At 68.6% G+C, this 15,293-nt stretch carries 14 protein-coding genes and 1 pseudogene; 6 read left to right on the forward strand and 9 right to left on the reverse strand.

Annotated features, from left to right (window positions below):
- Positions 1–83 precede the first annotated feature (83 nt).
- The gene (locus J2X98_RS12295; RefSeq protein ID WP_141940292.1) at positions 84–374 is read right to left on the reverse strand and encodes a hypothetical protein; all 291 of its coding nucleotides are present in this window, start codon (positions 372–374) and stop codon (positions 84–86) included.
- A 139-nt stretch (positions 375–513) separates the two neighbouring features.
- Between J2X98_RS12295 and J2X98_RS12300 the strand changes: the two genes are divergently transcribed.
- Entirely contained in the window at positions 514–1,674 is a 1,161-nt protein-coding gene (locus J2X98_RS12300; RefSeq protein ID WP_307308445.1) for an acetate kinase, read from the forward strand.
- A 5-nt stretch (positions 1,675–1,679) separates the two neighbouring features.
- A complete protein-coding gene (locus J2X98_RS12305; RefSeq protein ID WP_307308447.1) occupies positions 1,680–2,246 on the forward strand; it encodes a GNAT family N-acetyltransferase in 567 nt (188 codons plus the stop codon).
- Here the strand turns inward: J2X98_RS12305 and J2X98_RS12310 are convergent.
- From J2X98_RS12310 to J2X98_RS12320, 3 genes are all read right to left on the reverse strand, one after another.
- Positions 2,243–3,439, reverse strand: a complete 1,197-nt coding sequence (locus J2X98_RS12310; protein WP_307308449.1) for an NAD(P)/FAD-dependent oxidoreductase — start codon at positions 3,437–3,439, stop codon at positions 2,243–2,245. The genes J2X98_RS12305 and J2X98_RS12310 overlap by 4 nt on opposite strands.
- A 4-nt stretch (positions 3,440–3,443) precedes the next feature.
- Positions 3,444–3,650 carry a hypervirulence associated TUDOR domain-containing protein gene (locus tag J2X98_RS12315; protein ID WP_307308451.1) on the reverse strand — a complete coding sequence of 69 codons (207 nt, stop codon included), beginning with the start codon at positions 3,648–3,650 and terminating at the stop codon, positions 3,444–3,446.
- Between the two features lie 81 nt (positions 3,651–3,731).
- Positions 3,732–5,948: a S9 family peptidase gene (locus J2X98_RS12320; RefSeq protein ID WP_307308453.1), complete on the reverse strand. Its 2,217-nt coding sequence runs from the start codon at positions 5,946–5,948 to the stop codon at positions 3,732–3,734.
- 133 nt (positions 5,949–6,081) lie between these two features.
- Between J2X98_RS12320 and J2X98_RS12325 the strand changes: the two genes are divergently transcribed.
- From J2X98_RS12325 to J2X98_RS12340, 4 genes and pseudogenes are all read left to right on the forward strand, one after another.
- Complete coding sequence (locus J2X98_RS12325) at positions 6,082–6,645, forward strand: hypothetical protein (protein WP_307308456.1); 564 nt, start codon at positions 6,082–6,084, stop codon at positions 6,643–6,645.
- Positions 6,646–6,658: 13 nt separating this feature from the next.
- A pseudogene (locus tag J2X98_RS22235) lies at positions 6,659–7,219 on the forward strand (FAD-dependent monooxygenase); the annotation flags it as partial.
- Between the two features lie 35 nt (positions 7,220–7,254).
- Positions 7,255–8,313, forward strand: coding sequence for an FAD-dependent monooxygenase (locus tag J2X98_RS12335; RefSeq protein ID WP_307308459.1), 1,059 nt, complete (start codon positions 7,255–7,257; stop codon positions 8,311–8,313).
- 455 nt (positions 8,314–8,768) lie between these two features.
- A complete protein-coding gene (locus tag J2X98_RS12340) occupies positions 8,769–9,191 on the forward strand; it encodes an Hsp20/alpha crystallin family protein (RefSeq protein WP_141940300.1) in 423 nt (140 codons plus the stop codon).
- A gap of 176 nt (positions 9,192–9,367) precedes the next feature.
- Here the strand turns inward: J2X98_RS12340 and J2X98_RS12345 are convergent, their stop codons facing one another.
- From J2X98_RS12345 to J2X98_RS12365, 5 genes are all read right to left on the reverse strand, one after another.
- Positions 9,368–10,315 (reverse strand): ADP-dependent NAD(P)H-hydrate dehydratase, encoded by a 948-nt coding sequence (locus J2X98_RS12345; RefSeq protein WP_307308462.1) that lies wholly within the window; start codon positions 10,313–10,315, stop codon positions 9,368–9,370.
- Entirely contained in the window at positions 10,299–11,090 is a 792-nt protein-coding gene (locus tag J2X98_RS12350; RefSeq protein ID WP_307308465.1) for a histidine phosphatase family protein, read from the reverse strand. The genes J2X98_RS12345 and J2X98_RS12350 overlap by 17 nt, the downstream gene beginning before the upstream one ends.
- A gap of 173 nt (positions 11,091–11,263) precedes the next feature.
- Positions 11,264–12,946 (reverse strand): alkaline phosphatase D family protein, encoded by a 1,683-nt coding sequence (locus tag J2X98_RS12355; protein ID WP_307308468.1) that lies wholly within the window; start codon positions 12,944–12,946, stop codon positions 11,264–11,266.
- A 211-nt stretch (positions 12,947–13,157) separates the two neighbouring features.
- A complete protein-coding gene (locus J2X98_RS12360; RefSeq protein ID WP_307308471.1) occupies positions 13,158–14,285 on the reverse strand; it encodes an LCP family protein in 1,128 nt (375 codons plus the stop codon).
- 79 nt (positions 14,286–14,364) lie between these two features.
- Entirely contained in the window at positions 14,365–15,090 is a 726-nt protein-coding gene (locus J2X98_RS12365; RefSeq protein ID WP_307308473.1) for an arsenate reductase/protein-tyrosine-phosphatase family protein, read from the reverse strand.
- Between the last annotated feature and the right edge of the window lie 203 nt (positions 15,091–15,293).

Consider the following 15,293-nt stretch of genomic DNA (forward strand, 5'->3'; position numbering starts at 1 on the left):
CCCGCCACAGATCAAGGCCGACGCCGGCACTCGGGGGAGTGCCGGCGTCGGCCTTTTGGTGCGGGGAATTAGTGCGGGAACAGTCAGCTGTTGTCCGGCTTGGCCAGGCTCTCCGGGTCCTCCTGCTTGGCCGGTTCATCGGAGAGGCCCTGTGGGGTCAGGTCCAGGTCTTCCCGGTTCTCCGGAGCTTCCGGCGCTTCCCCAGTCTCGGCGGCCTTGAGGTGGCCGGTGTCGTCCAGGGCCGGGTTGGCGCCCTCCACCCCCGTGGGATCGTGCTTGCTGCCGGAATCCGGCTGCGCGTTGAGCGGGGCGGTGCTGCTGGATCCCGTGTTGGTGGGGTCGTTCTCGTCGATCGAATTGGGCTCGTTCGTCATGGAATTTTCCTCTCGGCGTCGTCCAGCCTTGTCCGCCGACCATAGGCACAGCAGGCCGTCATCCGCAAGGAATCAGCCGACGCGAGCGGCACATATAGTGGGGTTTGAACTGCAGACGCCAGGCTGAGGAGGCCACCGCATGCTCGTGCTCGTCATCAACTCCGGTTCATCATCGCTCAAATACCAGGTCAGGGACGTGGCCGCCGGGACGGTCCTCACCGAGGGACTGATCGAGAAGATCGGCATGGGCAACGGCGGCGGTGGCGACGGCGAGCCGGTGGGGCCGCGGGACCATGCGGAGGCACTGGAGCAGGTGGACGCGGCCATCCACCAGGAGCTGGGCGACCTGGAGCTCGGCGCGGTGGGGCACCGGGTGGTCCACGGCGGAGAACGGTTCTCCGAGCCCGTGCTGGTGGACAACGAGATTACCCGCGCGATCGAGCGGCTCAACCCGCTGGCGCCGCTGCACAACCCCGCCAACGTCCTGGGCATCCGCGCCATCACCAAAAAGTGGCCCAAGATGCCGCAGGTGGCCGTGTTCGACACCGCCTTCCACCGCACCCTGCCCGAGCACGCCTGGCGTTACGCCGTCCCGGACGAGCTCTACACGAACCACGGCATCCGCCGCTACGGCTTCCACGGCACCTCCCACGAGTACGTGGCGCGGCGGTCGGCCGCGCTGCTGGACCTCCCCATCGAGGAATTCGACGCCGTCATCGCCCACCTGGGCAACGGCGCCTCCGTGACTGCCATCCGCGGCGGACGCTCCGTGGACACCTCCATGGGCTTCACCCCGCTCGAGGGTTTGGTGATGGGCACCCGCTCGGGCGACCTGGACCCGTCCATCCTGGTGTTCCTGGGCCGGGCCGGCTGGTCTCCCGAGGACATCGACACCATGCTGAACCGCGAATCGGGACTCAAGGGCCTGGCCGGGAACAACGACATGCGCTCCGTGGTGGAGGCCTCGGAGGCCGGCGACGAACGCGCCTCCATGGCGCTCGCCGTCGCGTCCTACCGGCTGGCCAAGTACATCGGCGGCTACCACGTGGCCGTTGGCGGGGCCAAGGCCCTGGTGTTCACCGCGGGGATCGGCGAGAACTCGCAACAGTTCCGGGCACAGGTGGCGGACCGGCTGGGTGCCTTGGGCATCGAGCTCGACGGCGGGCTGAACGCGGCGCGGTCAAAGGAACCGCGGGTGATTTCCACGCCGTCCTCCGCCATCCCCGTCCTGGTGGTTCCCACGGACGAGGAGCTGGCCATCGCGGAGGCGACGGCCGCCGTCGTATCGGCCGCCCGCTGACACTTATGCCCGCCATTTCCCTGCCCATCCGCACCCGCCGGCTGGTCCTGCGCCGCTTCGACGGCCGCGACCTGGATGCGTTCCATGCCTACCACTCGCTGCCGGACACAGCCCGGTACCTTCCCGGCCCGGCAAAGACCTACACCCAGTCCATGGAAAGGGTGGGCCGCTACGCCAACTTTGTCTTCGAGAAGGAAGGGGACTGGGTGGCCCTCGCCATCGAGGCCGCCGATGAACCCGGGCTGCAGGGCGAGGTTGTGCTCAAGTGGCTGCCGGGCCGCGGCCAGGGCGAAGTCGGGTGGACGCTGGCCCCCGGAGCCAGGGGCAAGGGCTACGGAACGGAGGCCGCCCAGGCCGTCCTGCGGCTGGGTTTCGAGGACCTGGGCATGCACCGGATTGAAGCCCGGCTGGATGAGCTCAACGCGGCCTCAGCGTCGTTGTGCACCCGGCTGGGCATGCGTCTGGAGGCGCGGCACATCGACAAGTGGCACTACAAAGGGCAGTGGGCCACCGAACTGGTCTACGCCGTCCTTGCCGATGAGTGGCGGATCGGGTCCTGCAGCCAGCCTTAGGCGCGGCCCTTGAGGATCAGGTTCCAGTAGATCTTGGGAAACAGGTCCCGGTCCACCACCCAGGACAGCTTGCTTTCGTTCCAGGTGGGCACGCGCGGGATGGTGGGCATGGGCCGGTAGCGGTCATCGAATTCTGCGAACACCACCGTGTCCCGGGAGACCGTGAACGGGCACACCGAGTAGCCGTTGTACTTGGCGCGCAGCGGCTTGCCCTTGCGGGCTGCCACCAGGTTCTTCGCCACCACCTTGGTCTGCTTGCGCAGCGCGCCGCCGGACTTGGAGTTGGTGGTGCCGGCGGCGTCGCCCAGGGACCATACGTTGGGATACCGGAGGTGCCGCAGCGTCTGCCGGTCCACCTCCACGAACCCGCCCGCGTCCCCGGTGGCCGGCAGGTCGGTGGCCTTGAGCCAGTCCGGTGCGGACTGGGGCGGAACAGCGTTCAGGACGTCGTACGTCAGGTCCTCAATGGTGTTCGCGGCGTTGTCCCGGATGGTGGCCCGCCGTCCGGAGGGGCTGACCGCCACCAGTTCGCTGTTGGTGCGCAGTTCGATGCCATACTCGGCGATTTTGCGGTCCAGTTCCCGGTCCACTTCAGGAACACCGAAGACGGTGGGGTACGGCTGGACCATCACCACCCGGATCTTGTCCAGGACCCCGCGGGCGCGCCAGTAGTCGCAGGCAAGGTACATGGGTTTCTGCGCGGCGCCGCCGCACTTGATGGGGCCGGCCGGCATGGTGAAGATGGCCGTGCCGGAGGTCAGGCCGCTGAGCAGGGTCCACGCCTTGGGGGCAAGGTCGAACTCGTAGTGGGACGCGCCGTAGGCGGAATGTACGGCGTCGGCGAGGCCGGGCACCGCGTTCCAGTCGTACTGCAGCCCCGGGCATACCACCAGCTGGCCGTAGCCCACCCGGGTCCCGGACGCCAGCGTCACCGTGTTGGCATTGGCGTCGATATCAACGGCGGCATCCCGGATCCAGGTGACGCCGTTTGGGGTTACCGATTCCTGCGGACGGATGGCTTCCTGGGCCTGCGCCCGGCCGCCGGCGATGTGCGAGAACAAGGGCTGGTACAGGTGGTGGTCCTTTGGCTCGATCAGCGCAACGTCCTTGACCCCATACCGCTCCAGCCGTGCCGCCAGCGACACCCCTGCGTTGCCGCCGCCAATGATCACCACCTCATGCTGGGCAGCCATGGCGCTACTTCTTCTCGGTCAGCGCGGACGCCTTGTGCGCTGCACGCGCCCCGGTCTTTCCCGATTCCACCACGTACTGCGGCTCATCCTCGCTCGCCCGGTGCGTATTGCCGTCGAGTTCGAAGTCGCTGGTCTTCTTTTCCACAATCCTGCCGTGCGTCCTGCCCTGCGAAGTGTTCCACTCCACGCGGGTTCCCTTGCTCAGTGACATGCCTGCTCCTCTGGTATTCCTGCGGAAAACAAGTGCCCAACAATAGTAAGCATGGTTAGCTTTTCCGGGTACGGCGATGGGTTACTTCACGCCCGCTCCCGGGAGCAGTTCGGTGGCGCCCAGGGCATCGGCGATGAATGCGTAGTCCCAGGCCCGTTCACGCCACTGCACGTAGCGGCCGGACGCGCCCCCGTGGCCGCCGTCCATCTCGATCTTCATCACGATGGGTTCGGACCCCGTGGTCTTGTTCCTCAGCTCCTGCACCCACTTCGCCGGTTCCACGTACAGCACCCGGGTGTCGTTGAAGGACGTGACCGCGGCAATCTTGGGGTAGGCCACCTCCCGCACGTTCTCGTAGGGGGAGTAGGACTTCATGTAGGCGTAGGCCTGGGGGTCCGTAATGGGGTTGCCCCACTCCTCCCACTCCAGCGCGGACAGCGGCAGGTCCGGGTCCAGGATGCTGGTGAGCGGATCCACGAACGGGACCTGCGCCACGATGGCAGCGAACTTCTCCGGCGCCATGTTGGCCACGGCGCCCATCAGCAGGCCGCCGGCCGAACCGCCCAGGGCCGCGATCCGTGACGGGTCCACCCAGCCGGAGGCTGCAAGCCAGTCGGTGGCGTCCACAAAGTCGGTGAAGGTGTTCTTCTTGGTGAGCTTCTTGCCGTCCTCATACCAGTGCCGGCCCAGCTCGCCGCCGCCGCGGATGTGGGCAATCACGAACACCACACCGCGGTCCAGCAGGGAGAGGCGGGCAATGCCGAATCCCGGATCCATGCTCATCTCGTAGGAACCGTACCCGTACACCAGGCCGGCCGCCGTCGAATCCTGTTTGACGGCCTTGTGCCGGAGGACGGAGAGCGGGATGCGAGTGCCGTCACCGGCGGTCGCCCACTCACGCGCAGCCACGTAGTCGCTGCCGTCATAGCCGCCCAGCACGGGGCTTTCCTTGCGCAGCAGCAATTCGCCGGCTGGCTGTTCGGGAGTGGGCAGGACAAAGTCGTAGATGCGCGACGGCGTGAAGTAGGACGTGTAGCCCAGCCGGATCACGGGGGCGTCGTAGTCGGAGCCGCCCACGCCGGCTGTGTAGAGCTCTTCGTCGAACGCCGGCTCCACCGGCGCCTGCTGCGCCGGCGTCCCCAGCCCGGCCAGCCCCATCACCTGGACGCGTTCGATGGTGTCCTTGCGGATGGACACGATGAGGTGCGTGGCGGTGACGCCGGCGCCGTTGACGCGGACGTCGCGGGAATGTTCGACGACGGTCTGCCAGGCCTGTTCGCCCAACGGCTTGTGAAGCCCGGCCGGGTCCGCCAGCGAAACCATGGAATTGATGGCGCCGCGGTTGTGCGTGAGCAGGATGCGTTCCTGTCCGTCGAGCAGGAAGGGCTCGGCTTCATAGAGTATGCGCTCGTCCCTGGAAATGACGGTGGTGATGGTTCCGGAGGGGTCGTCAAAGCGCAGCAGCCGGGTTTCGCTGTATTCCGAGCACCCGATGCCCAGCACCAGGTGGCGACGGTCGGCGGAGAGTTCGAAGCCGAGCCACATGGCGGGATCGTCCTCCTGGTAGACCACCTCGTCCTCTGCCACGGGGGTGCCCAGGACATGCGCCTTCACCTGGTAGGGCCGCCAGGATTCATCCACCACCGTGTAAAAGAGGCGCGTGCCGTCCGGGGAGAACGCAACCCCGTAAAAGATGTTTTCGATGACGTCCGGCAGCAGTTCGCCGGTGCGCAGGTCCTTGATCCGGAGCGTGAAGCGTTCGTCGCCGGAGTTGTCCACGGCGTAGGCGTAAAGGTTGCCGTCGACGGTGACGGCCGTGCCGCCGACGGAAAAGAAGGGCTTGCCTTCAGCTTCGACGTTGCCGTCCAGCAGGATCTCCTCGCCGGGAATCCCCACGCCGGGCTCAACGGCCGGCGGAGTCCAGTCGGCCACCTTGTCGCCGGTGTCCTGCGCCTTCACGCGGCAGTGGATGCCGTACTCCTTGCCTTTTGCGGAGCGGCTGAAGTACCACCAGCCGTCCTTGCGGTGCGGGACGGAAAGGTCCGTTTCCTGGGTGCGGCCCTTGATCTCCTGGAAGATGGCCTCGCGGAGCGGCTCCTGGTGCGCGGTGACGGCTTCCTGGTACGCGTTCTCGGCGTGCAGGTGTTCAACGACTTCCGGTGATTCCTTGTCCCGCAGCCACTCGTAATTGTCCACGAACGTTTCGCCGTGGTGGGTGCGTTCGGTGGGGATCTTCTTGGCAACCGGGGGAACCGGGACGGCAGTGCCGGTGGAGTCCTGCAGGGGAGTGGAGGTCATGGATTCAATATATAGACCCCCTCCGGCAACCCCGCAGGCCGTTCGCTACCGGGGGAGCCGAAAAGGGCGAAGGACTCTGGGGCCCCGGCCCGCTGGCGGCCACGCTGGAAGCGTTGAGAGGAAAGGAGACGCCATGAAAGTCGAATCCGGACCGGCTCCCCGGGTCCAGGCCTGGCTGGCCGTTGCCCGCTGCGTGGGCAGGTCCTGCGTGATGCTGGCCCGCAGGCAGGTGCACCTCCCGAAAGACAACGTGGGGCGCGTGCTGCGGTTTGCCGACGGAAGCACGTCGCGGGTGTACCGGGAGACCGCCGTCGAACGCCAGGCCGTCGAGCCCTGCGTGCTGGTGGTGGCCTTCACACTGCGGTGGGTGCGGGGCAGGGCCCACCGCCTGTTCGAAGCGGAAAGCATCCTGAACACTCCGCTCTTCGTGGGCTTCCCGGGTTACGTGTCCAAGCTCTGGTGCGCCCACGACACGTTCGGCGCGTACCGGGGGCTGTACGAATGGGATGGCGCCGAGCGGGCGCACCGGTACGCTGCAGCCCTCTGGCGCGTCCTGGAGCTGGTGAGCGTTCCCGGGTCCATCAGTTACAAGGTGCTGCCGGGACTGCGCCGCGACGAGGTGGTGGCCAATCCTGCGCGGATGCAGGGACTGCCGCAGTCCGACCACGCCTGGTGGCGGCTCCTCACGCAGCCGTGACGGCCGGCCCCTAATGGCAGCCGGGAAAGGCACGACGGCGGACACGGACGTCTTGGTGGTGGGCGCAGGTCCCGCCGGCCTCGCCACCGCCCTCCAGGCCCATGCGCACGGGGCATCGGTGCGGGTGGTGGACCGGCGGCAGCACCGGATCCGGCCCTCCCGGGCGATGATGCTGCATGCCCGGGCGCTGGAGGGGCTCCGTCCACTGGGCGTGACGGACGAGCTGCTCAGCCGTGCGGACACCACCCCCGAGGCGCGCATCCACTTGGGCCGGCGCACCGTCGAAGCGCTGCTTGGCCACGCGGACCTGCCGGACACCGCATTCCCGCACCTGACCCTGGTCCGGCAGGCCGACGTCGAGGACGTTCTCTGGCAGGCGCTGCAGGCCCGCGGCGTCCCGGTGGACTGGGGTGTCCAGTTCCACGGGCTGCACCGGGACAGGGTTGGGGCTTCCGGTCCGGCGCTGGTCCACGCGGAGCTCCACAGGGCCGACGGTGGGCAGGAGCAGCACCGCAGCCGGTTCCTGGCCGGCTGCGACGGTCAGTCCAGCACGGTCCGGGCCTCATCGGGGCCCGGTGGCGCGGCGGCCCGTATGGGGTGGATGCAGTCATGGCCGACCTCGAACTGGACGGCCCCCTGGACGCAGGGCTGCTGCACGTTGCGGTGGGCAGCGCCGGGCTGGTCTTCCTGTTCGCGCTGGGGGAGGGGGCCGCGTGGCGGATGCTGGCCACCCGGCCGGCGGTGCCGCCGCCCGGTGCCCGTTTTGGCCAGCTGGGCCCGGCCGTCCCCGGGGAGGAGGTGGTGCGCCTGGTGCATAATTCCGGGCTGGGCGCCGTTGTCCGCGGGGTGCGGTGGTCGGCGCAGGTGCCGCTGCAGCACCGGATCGCCAGTACATTCGGAAAGGATCCCGTCTTCCTGGCCGGTGACGCCGCGCACGCCCATTCGCCGGCCGGCGGCCAGGGCATGAACAACGGCATTCTCGACGCCCTCAACCTCGGCTGGAAGCTCGGGTTCGCCTCGACGGCAGGCAGGCCACTCCCGGAGCTTCTCGAGAGCTATGGGCAGGAGCGGCGGCCTGCCGCCCGGCGGGTGCTGGCCCTGACACACGTCATCTTCTTTTGGGAGGCCTCGCCCCATCCCGTGGCGCGCCTTGCGCGCAGTATCCTGCCGGCGCTTGCTCCGGCACTGCCGCTGGTGCTCCGGCAGCGGTGGCTGACGTCCAAGGGGATCCGGCTGCTGGCCCAGCCGTTCGTGCACTACTGGAGCAGCCCCCTTTCAGTCGACGGTCCGCCCCGGGCCGGCGGATGGCCGCGGCCGGGGGAACGGCTGCCGGATGCGCCGGCTGCGGTGGGCGGCCGGCCCACGCGCCTTCACGACCTCACCGCCGGGCCGGGGATCCACCTCTTCCTGGAGCGCGACGCCGGCCCGGTCACCCTGGGCGTAGCCCCCACCGTGCCGGTCACGGGGGAACAGGCACGGTTGCAGGGGCAGCTGCTCCACGTCCACCGGCTCACCAGCCATCCCGGCCGCGGGGTGGTCGCCGTACGTCCCGACGGGTACGTGGGGTTCCGCTGCGGGGACGCGGACGCAGACCGGTTGCACCACTGGCTCCGGCTGGTGGGCGTGGCCGGGGACTGGAGGGTGGTTGCGGGCGGACGGCAAGCGTAGTCTGGTCAGTTCAAGGCACATACGCCCAGTGTGAGAGGGGAAGTTCCATGACCATCCCGCCAGTGCACGAACCAGAGCCGTTTCCGCCGGATCCCGGCCCGGAGCCCACGTCCCCGGACCCCACGCAGCCACGGCCCCCAGGGCCGCCGTCCCCCAATCCGTTCCCGGCACCGCCGGCCCCAGGTCCGCTGCCCGTGCCGGATCCGGGTCCGGCCCCGTTGCGCCCGGACCCCACGCGGGACTGAACCGCGAACCCGCGAAGGGGGCTTCCACCGCTGCACAGGCAGGGGTGGAAGGCCCCTTTTCGCTGTCCTGGGAGGAGCGGAAAATCTTAAGAAATCCGTCCCGCAGACCCTTGCGGACCTGCTTCGCCAGTGCTAAAAAATCTATATCAGCCACTATAGATCGGTTGATAGGGAAATTGTGTTGGACCGTCTCTTACGAGGAGGGAAGCCATGTTGATGCGAACCGATCCCTTCCGCGAGCTGGACAGGCTGGCCCAGCAGGTCCTCGGCACCGCTGCTCGCCCGGCGGCAATGCCAATGGATGCATGGCGTGAGGACCAGGAGTTCGTCGTGGCCTTTGATTTGCCTGGCGTGAAGGTGGATTCGGTGGACCTGGATGTTGAACGGAATGTCCTGACGGTGCGGGCCGAGCGCCCTGATCCCATGGGCAAGGACACCGAACTCATTGCCGCTGAGCGGCCGCGCGGCATCTTCAGCCGCCAGCTGATCCTCGGTGACACGCTGGACACCGAGCATGTGAAGGCCAGCTACGACGCTGGCGTCCTGACGCTGCGGATCCCGGTCGCCGAAAAGGCCAAGCCGCGCAAGATTGAGATCGAAACCAAGGGGGCAAAGCAGGAAATCGCCGCTTAGCTTCACACAGGCTCGGAAGGCGGGCAGATCTGTTGACTGCCTTTTTGGGGCGAATCGCCATTCTGTGCACGCCACAGCGCCAGACAGCGCATCGGCAGCTAAGGCCTTAACCTTCCGACACGGCGGCCCCGGCTTCGGCCGGGGCCGTCCGCGCTTAAGCGAGCCCGGCCCGTATGTCAGACGCTGAATTCCAGCATGAGCGCCGGCAGTTCGTCGGCAAGTTCGCGGGCCAGGAATCCCAGCGGGCCCAGCCGAATGGCCAGACGGTCTGCCGCGGCTGCGTGCAGGTGGGTTCCCCAGCACGCAGCCTGGGCACCGGTGGTTCCGCGGGCCCGGAGCCCTGCGATGGCTCCGGCCAGGACGTCGCCGCTGCCGGAGGTGCCCAGTCCGCCGTATCCCGTGGTGATCTTCCACAGCGCGGGCTCATCCGGGTCCGGTCCGGGCGGCTGGGTGATCAGCCCCTGGCAGCTGACCACGGCGCCGTACCGTTCGGAAATCTCGGGCAGGTCTTTTTCGAGGTCGTCCACGTCCCGGCCCAGCAGGATCGCCGCTTCAGTGGGATTCGGGGTGAGGATCAACCGGCCGCGCCAGGGGTTCAGCTGGTCCTCCAGCGGCACCAGGGCGCCCAGGGCGTAGGCATCGAGGACGACGGCGGCGCCTCCTGCGCCCCCAGCGTCGCCGCCGGAGCCGCGGGGACCGCCGGGTCCACCGCTGGCCTCGCGCTTGAGCATTGCTTCAAGCAGTTCCCCTGCAAGGTCGGGATCATCCAGGCCCGGTCCCACCAGGACGGTGTCCGCCCGGTCCAGGTAGGAGGACATGGGGTCCAGGTCCGCCTTGACTGAGCCGCCGGCGGTCTCGGGGAGCCCGATGGAACCGCACTCCGGCAGCGCCACCCCGAGCTGCACGGAAACGGACTCTGCCACCGCCAGCGTGAGTTTCCCGGCCCCGGCACGCAGGGCCGTTGTGCCGGCCAGCAGGGCCGCGCCGGGGGTGGCGCGGGCTCCGCCGACCACCAGTACCGAGCCGCGGGAATACTTATCCGCGCCCGGCGCCGGCAGCGGCCACTCCCGCAGGAGCGACGGTGTCACCAGGGTTGCGCCGGAAGCATCACCGCGGCCGGACATTGGTATCTCCCGCATGCTGGGTGACGGTGACGCCCTGCTCCGCCAGGTGATCGGCCACATTGAAACTCTCCAGTGTCCAGGGGCCGACGCCGGAGGGACGGACGAACCGGGTCACCGAGGCATTGAGGATCGCCTCCCGGGCTGCAAGGTCCAGCAGTTCCTTCTCACTGAGTCCTTCCAGCACGTACCGGAACAGCATGATCACGGCGTCGTGGCACACCAGCATCACCCGGTGGCCGGTGCCCAGATTGTTCAGTTCCGCCAGCACGGACCGCAGCCGCAGCGCCACATCCGCCCAGGATTCCCCTCCCGGCGGCCGGTAGTACAGCTTCCCAAGCCACTCCCGGCGCTCGGATTCCTCCGGGTAGCGGTTCTCCACGCCCAGCCGGGTGAGCCGGTCCAGGATGCCCAGCTCGCGGTCCCGCAGCCGCTCGTCGATGGTCACCTGGAGCGGCCAGCCCGCCGTTTCCACCGCAATCTCAGCCGTCTGCCGGGCCCGCGCGTAGGGGGAGGACACCACCGCGTCAGGGCGGAGCTCCCTGGCAGTCCGCGCCAGCGCCGTACCCAGTGCCTTGGCCTGGTCCCTGCCGGTTCCGGACAGGTCCACGTCGGCGTCGCGGGCGGGAACCTGGATGACCTCCACGCCGGCCTCGCGGGCTTCCGTGGCCGCTACGTTGCCTTCGCTCTCCCCATGCCGGATGAGCAGCAGCTCCACCGCCCCGGCCTCCTGGACCGCTTCGGTCAGTCCGTCGTCGTTCGAAGATCCGCCCGTCAAAAAACCACCCCGTCCTCGCCGTTCACCTAACCGTGCCGGATGCCGTGCCGAATGCAGGAACACTACCAACGGCGTACCCAGGCGGCGGCGGAAAATAACGGACGACGGCGGCCGCACACCCCAGGTGCGCGCGCCGCCGTCGCGATGGCTACAGAAAGTGGCTCGGACCCGACCTACCGTTCGGGCGTCAGGACCTTGGAGAACACCGTGGCCCCGTTGGCGTTGCGGAGGCTCACCGTGAAGCTGTTGTCTTCGCCCAGCTGGACGTGGCCGAAGAACTGGTTTTCGCCGTCGCGCGGGGACTCGCCGGCAAAGCGCCCTGTCTTGGAGAACACCACCTCGGGGCCGAACGTGCCGTCCATGCTGTTGGGGCCAAAGGAGCCGGCGGCGATGGGGCCGGCCACGAACTCCCAGAACGGATCAAAGTCGGTGAAGGCGGCGCGCTCCGGGGAGTAGTGGTGGGCTGCGCAGTAGTGCACGTCCGCGGTCAGCCACACAGTGTTCTTCACTCCGTTGCGCTTGAACGCGCTCAGCACCCCGGCGAGCTCCAGCTCACGGCCCAAGGGGGCGCCGTCGTCGCGGTTGGAAACGCTCTCCTCGTTCACCGGGCCGTCCGGGACCACCACGCCCAGCGGGAGGTCGTTGGCGATGACCTTCCAGGTCGCCTTGGACTTGGAGACCTCGCTGACCAGCCAGTCCACCTGTTCCTGGCCCAGGATGGCGGTGGCGTAGGGTTCCTTGCCATCGGTGTTGGGCGACTTGTACGTGCGCATGTCCAGGCAGAAGATGTCCAGCTGCGGGCCGCGGGAAATCTTCCGGTAGATCCGGGCCGGCTGGTACTGGCCGGCGTCGTCGAACGTTCCCGGGCGCCAGATGGCGGAGCTGTCCGCGATGGGCATGTTCTCCTGCCATGCCTGCCGGCCGCGGGCGGCGAGGGTGTTCACATCACGCACGGTGTAGCGGGAGTCGTCCAGGATCTGGCCCGGGTACCAGTTGTTGTGGGTCTCGTGGTCATCCCATTGGGCGATCACCGGTACATCTGCGAACAGGGCGCGCATGTTGACGTCCATGGAGTTGTAGCGGTGCCGGCCGCGGAACTCGGTCAGCGTCTCGGCCACCTTGGAGACCTCCGGGGTCACCAGGTTGCGCCACACCTGGCCGTCCTTTTCCACCACCGATTCGGCGATGGGCCCGTCCGCGTAGATGGTGTCGCCGGAGTGGATGAAGAAGTCCGGACGGGTCTGGTGCATCGCCCGGTAGCCGCGCATGCCGCCGATCTCCTCGTTAATCCCCCATCCCTGCCCGGCAGTGTCGCCCGTCCACACGAAGCTTTGCCCTGACGACGCCGGGATGTCGCCACCGTTGCCCGTGGCACCGGTGCGTCCCTTGCCGTTGACCGTGCCGGCGTCGGGGGCCGTCCGGAAGCTGCCGCGGACCGTCTCACTGGCCGCGCCGCCGTCGTCCTCGAAGCTGATCTCCAGGGCGAACCTGGTGTTGGACGGGAGGTTCCCGGCGTGGATCTTGGCGGTGAAGTCCGAAGCCTGGGTGGCGCGGGGGCCGCGGAGGACCCGCTCAAAGGCGCCGCGCCCGCGCAGCACCTCCCCGCCGTCGTCCACCGCACGCAGGACCGCCGTCATCCGGCCGGCGCCCGAGGCCCGGGACCACAGCACGGCCGAGTCGGAGGTGACGTCGCCGGTGGCGATGCCGCTGGGCAGGGTGAGCCGGTTGCGCACCAGCGCGACGCCGGAGGGAGTGGCCTGGCTTGCCTGGGCTGCGGCGGGGACGGAGGCCAGGGCGGCGGCCAGGACTGAGCCCTTGACGACGGTGCGGCGTGAAACATGAAGGTTGGAGGTCATGCCCTCAGGGTTCCCGCAGCGGACGCACAAACATCATCCTGTCGGTGAACCGGAGGTAAGCCGGGGCTAAACTTCGCGGTATCAGGGAAGTTTCGACGCGCGAAGCACTCCGGGACCCGCAAAGTCAGCGGCGCACGCCGAATACCGCCGCGTCAGGGAATATGCGCGTCGCGAGAAAATGGGCGCGTCACCGCCGCCTCCTCCACCAGCGCTACGGCACGGCGAAATCGGCGATCCGTCCCTCCCTCAGCGCGGCGCCCACCGCGTTGATGCCGCCGTAATCCGGGAACACCACCGACTGGCCCGCCACCATTCCCGTTCCGGCCGTGGGCAGCGTCATGGTGCCGATCGCGTTCACGTCCAGGTTGCGCAGGCTGTAGGCGAGGATCGCGGCCTGGACGGGATCGAAGCCCTTGTCCACGGTGAGGCAGCAGGCGGCGTAGTCCACCAGCGAGCGGACGGCGTTGACGTCGTTCAGGGCGCCGCCGGCGGTGAGCCGGGCCAAGATGGCCCGGAGCATGGTGCGCTGGTTCTGGACCCGCTGGAAGTCGCCGTCGGTGAAAGCGTAGCGCTCGCGGCTGAACTCCAGCGCGGCCTGACCGTCCAGGTGGTTGATCCCCTGCGTGAAGGAGTGCTGGGTTTCGATGGTGGACTGGAAAGCGAACGGGACGTTGACGTCGATGCCGCCCAGGCCGTCCGTCAGTGCCTTGAAGCCGTTGAAGTCGAGCATCAGCGTGTGGTCGATGGTGATGCCCAGCAGTTGCTGCACGGTCTGCGTGGTCAGGTCGATGCCGCCGTACTGCAGGGCTGCGTTGATCTTTGAGCCGCCCACGCCGGGGACGTCCACCCACAGGTCACGCATGATCGAGATGACGTAGAGGGTGTGCCGGTCCGCGGGCACATGGACCAGCATGAGGGCGTCCGAGCGCTGGTCGGAGGCTTCGCCGGTCTGCGCAGTGTGGGCGGCCTGATCGCGGGCGTTGTCGCGGCTGTCGCTGCCAATGACCAGGATGTTCATCTCCGTGGCGGGCAGTTCGGGGATAGGTGCAGGCGGTGGCGGTGGGGGCGGGGGAGTTGCGGACGGCGTGGGAGTGGGCGTGGCGCTGGGCGACTGCGTCTGGGTGGCTGCCGGTTGCGCTTCCTTGTCCGCGCGGTTGAGGCTGAAGATTGCCACGCCGGCGGCCGCGAGGACCACCAGCGCCAGCAGGGCGGCAATCCAGCGCCTGCGTCCCAGGGCCGCCATCCAGGCAGGCCGGTGGCCGGATGCGCCGGTGGGCCCGGAACCGGGATCGCCGGCGCCGCCGGGCCCGGATGGATCAGAACCGCCTGGAATGCTCATGACGCCTCCACCTCATTGTGATTGGTGGGATCAGTCTGCGTCGGGCAGCACCCGGTTGGCTACAGGAGTATCCAAACCGTCACCTGCCGGTTTCAGTCCTGGCAGGGGCGTTGAGGCGGGCATGGCGCAGGATGGAGACGATCGCCGGAGCCAGTTGGTCCTCCATGTCCCGATAGACCTCGGGCGCTCGGCGGTAGGGGTCCACGATGTCGTTGTCGGCCGGGTCGGCCGGAAGGGAGAGGTGCCGTACCCCGGCGGCCCGCGCCGGCAAGCCGCGCCATAGGGCGGCGTTGGCAGCCAGCAGGTGGTCGCCGTCGGACGCGTTGGCTTGGGAAGGTACGACGGCGGCGCCCCGGCTCCCCGCCAAGGCCCCCCGCTGTCCGTCGGCAGCTTCGCGGGTCTCCTGGGCGCCTGAGGCCTCGGCGGCGCGCTGGCCCAGGACATCGAGCATGCGTGCGAACTCGCGGATGGTGAACGTGCGTTTGAGCAGGGAGGCGTCCAGCTGGAGGACCTCGCCGCGGTGCCCGGACGTCATGGTCAGCACCAGGTCCACGCCGCGCAGGATCTTTGGCGTGAGCTGCCGCGCAGCGAAGCCGTCCGGGCTGCCGCCGTAGGTCCGCACTATGTCCGCGGAAATGGGCTGCATGGGCTCGCCCACCATGGCGCGGGTGCCGGCGCTGGCCACGTGGAAACCACCCGGCACCACCTGGTCCAGTCCTGCCTGCAGCAGCCGTTCGGCCACCGGCGACCGGCAGATGTTTCCGGTGCAGACGGTCAGGATTCGTACTGGCGCGGAAGTGTCCAAGGAGATGTTCTCTTTTCCCAGCTGGTGGCGGATCCGTTCGGGCCCCTGCCCTTCAACTTAACACGCACCGGCGTGGGGGGGGGGGCCCGGGGGGGGGGGCCCCCCCCCCCCCCCCCCCCCCCCCCCCCCCGGGGGGGGGGGGGGGGGGGGGGCGCCACCAAGGAAAAACCGGGGGTATTACCCCGCACGGGCGAGCCCCAGTC

Source organism: Pseudarthrobacter enclensis (assembly GCF_030811655.1).
Taxonomy (GTDB): domain Bacteria; phylum Actinomycetota; class Actinomycetes; order Actinomycetales; family Micrococcaceae; genus Arthrobacter; species Arthrobacter enclensis_A.

Coding starts and splice junctions, on each gene's coding strand:
- J2X98_RS12295 (WP_141940292.1), bottom strand. CDS start 374: ATGACGAACGAGCCCAATTCGATCGACGAGAACGACCCCACCAACACG.
- J2X98_RS12300 (WP_307308445.1), top strand. CDS start 514: ATGCTCGTGCTCGTCATCAACTCCGGTTCATCATCGCTCAAATACCAG.
- J2X98_RS12305 (WP_307308447.1), top strand. CDS start 1,680: ATGCCCGCCATTTCCCTGCCCATCCGCACCCGCCGGCTGGTCCTGCGC.
- J2X98_RS12310 (WP_307308449.1), bottom strand. CDS start 3,439: ATGGCTGCCCAGCATGAGGTGGTGATCATTGGCGGCGGCAACGCAGGG.
- J2X98_RS12315 (WP_307308451.1), bottom strand. CDS start 3,650: ATGTCACTGAGCAAGGGAACCCGCGTGGAGTGGAACACTTCGCAGGGC.
- J2X98_RS12320 (WP_307308453.1), bottom strand. CDS start 5,948: ATGACCTCCACTCCCCTGCAGGACTCCACCGGCACTGCCGTCCCGGTT.
- J2X98_RS12325 (WP_307308456.1), top strand. CDS start 6,082: ATGAAAGTCGAATCCGGACCGGCTCCCCGGGTCCAGGCCTGGCTGGCC.
- J2X98_RS12335 (WP_307308459.1), top strand. CDS start 7,255: ATGGCCGACCTCGAACTGGACGGCCCCCTGGACGCAGGGCTGCTGCAC.
- J2X98_RS12340 (WP_141940300.1), top strand. CDS start 8,769: ATGTTGATGCGAACCGATCCCTTCCGCGAGCTGGACAGGCTGGCCCAG.
- J2X98_RS12345 (WP_307308462.1), bottom strand. CDS start 10,315: ATGTCCGGCCGCGGTGATGCTTCCGGCGCAACCCTGGTGACACCGTCG.
- J2X98_RS12355 (WP_307308468.1), bottom strand. CDS start 12,946: ATGACCTCCAACCTTCATGTTTCACGCCGCACCGTCGTCAAGGGCTCA.
- J2X98_RS12360 (WP_307308471.1), bottom strand. CDS start 14,285: ATGAGCATTCCAGGCGGTTCTGATCCATCCGGGCCCGGCGGCGCCGGC.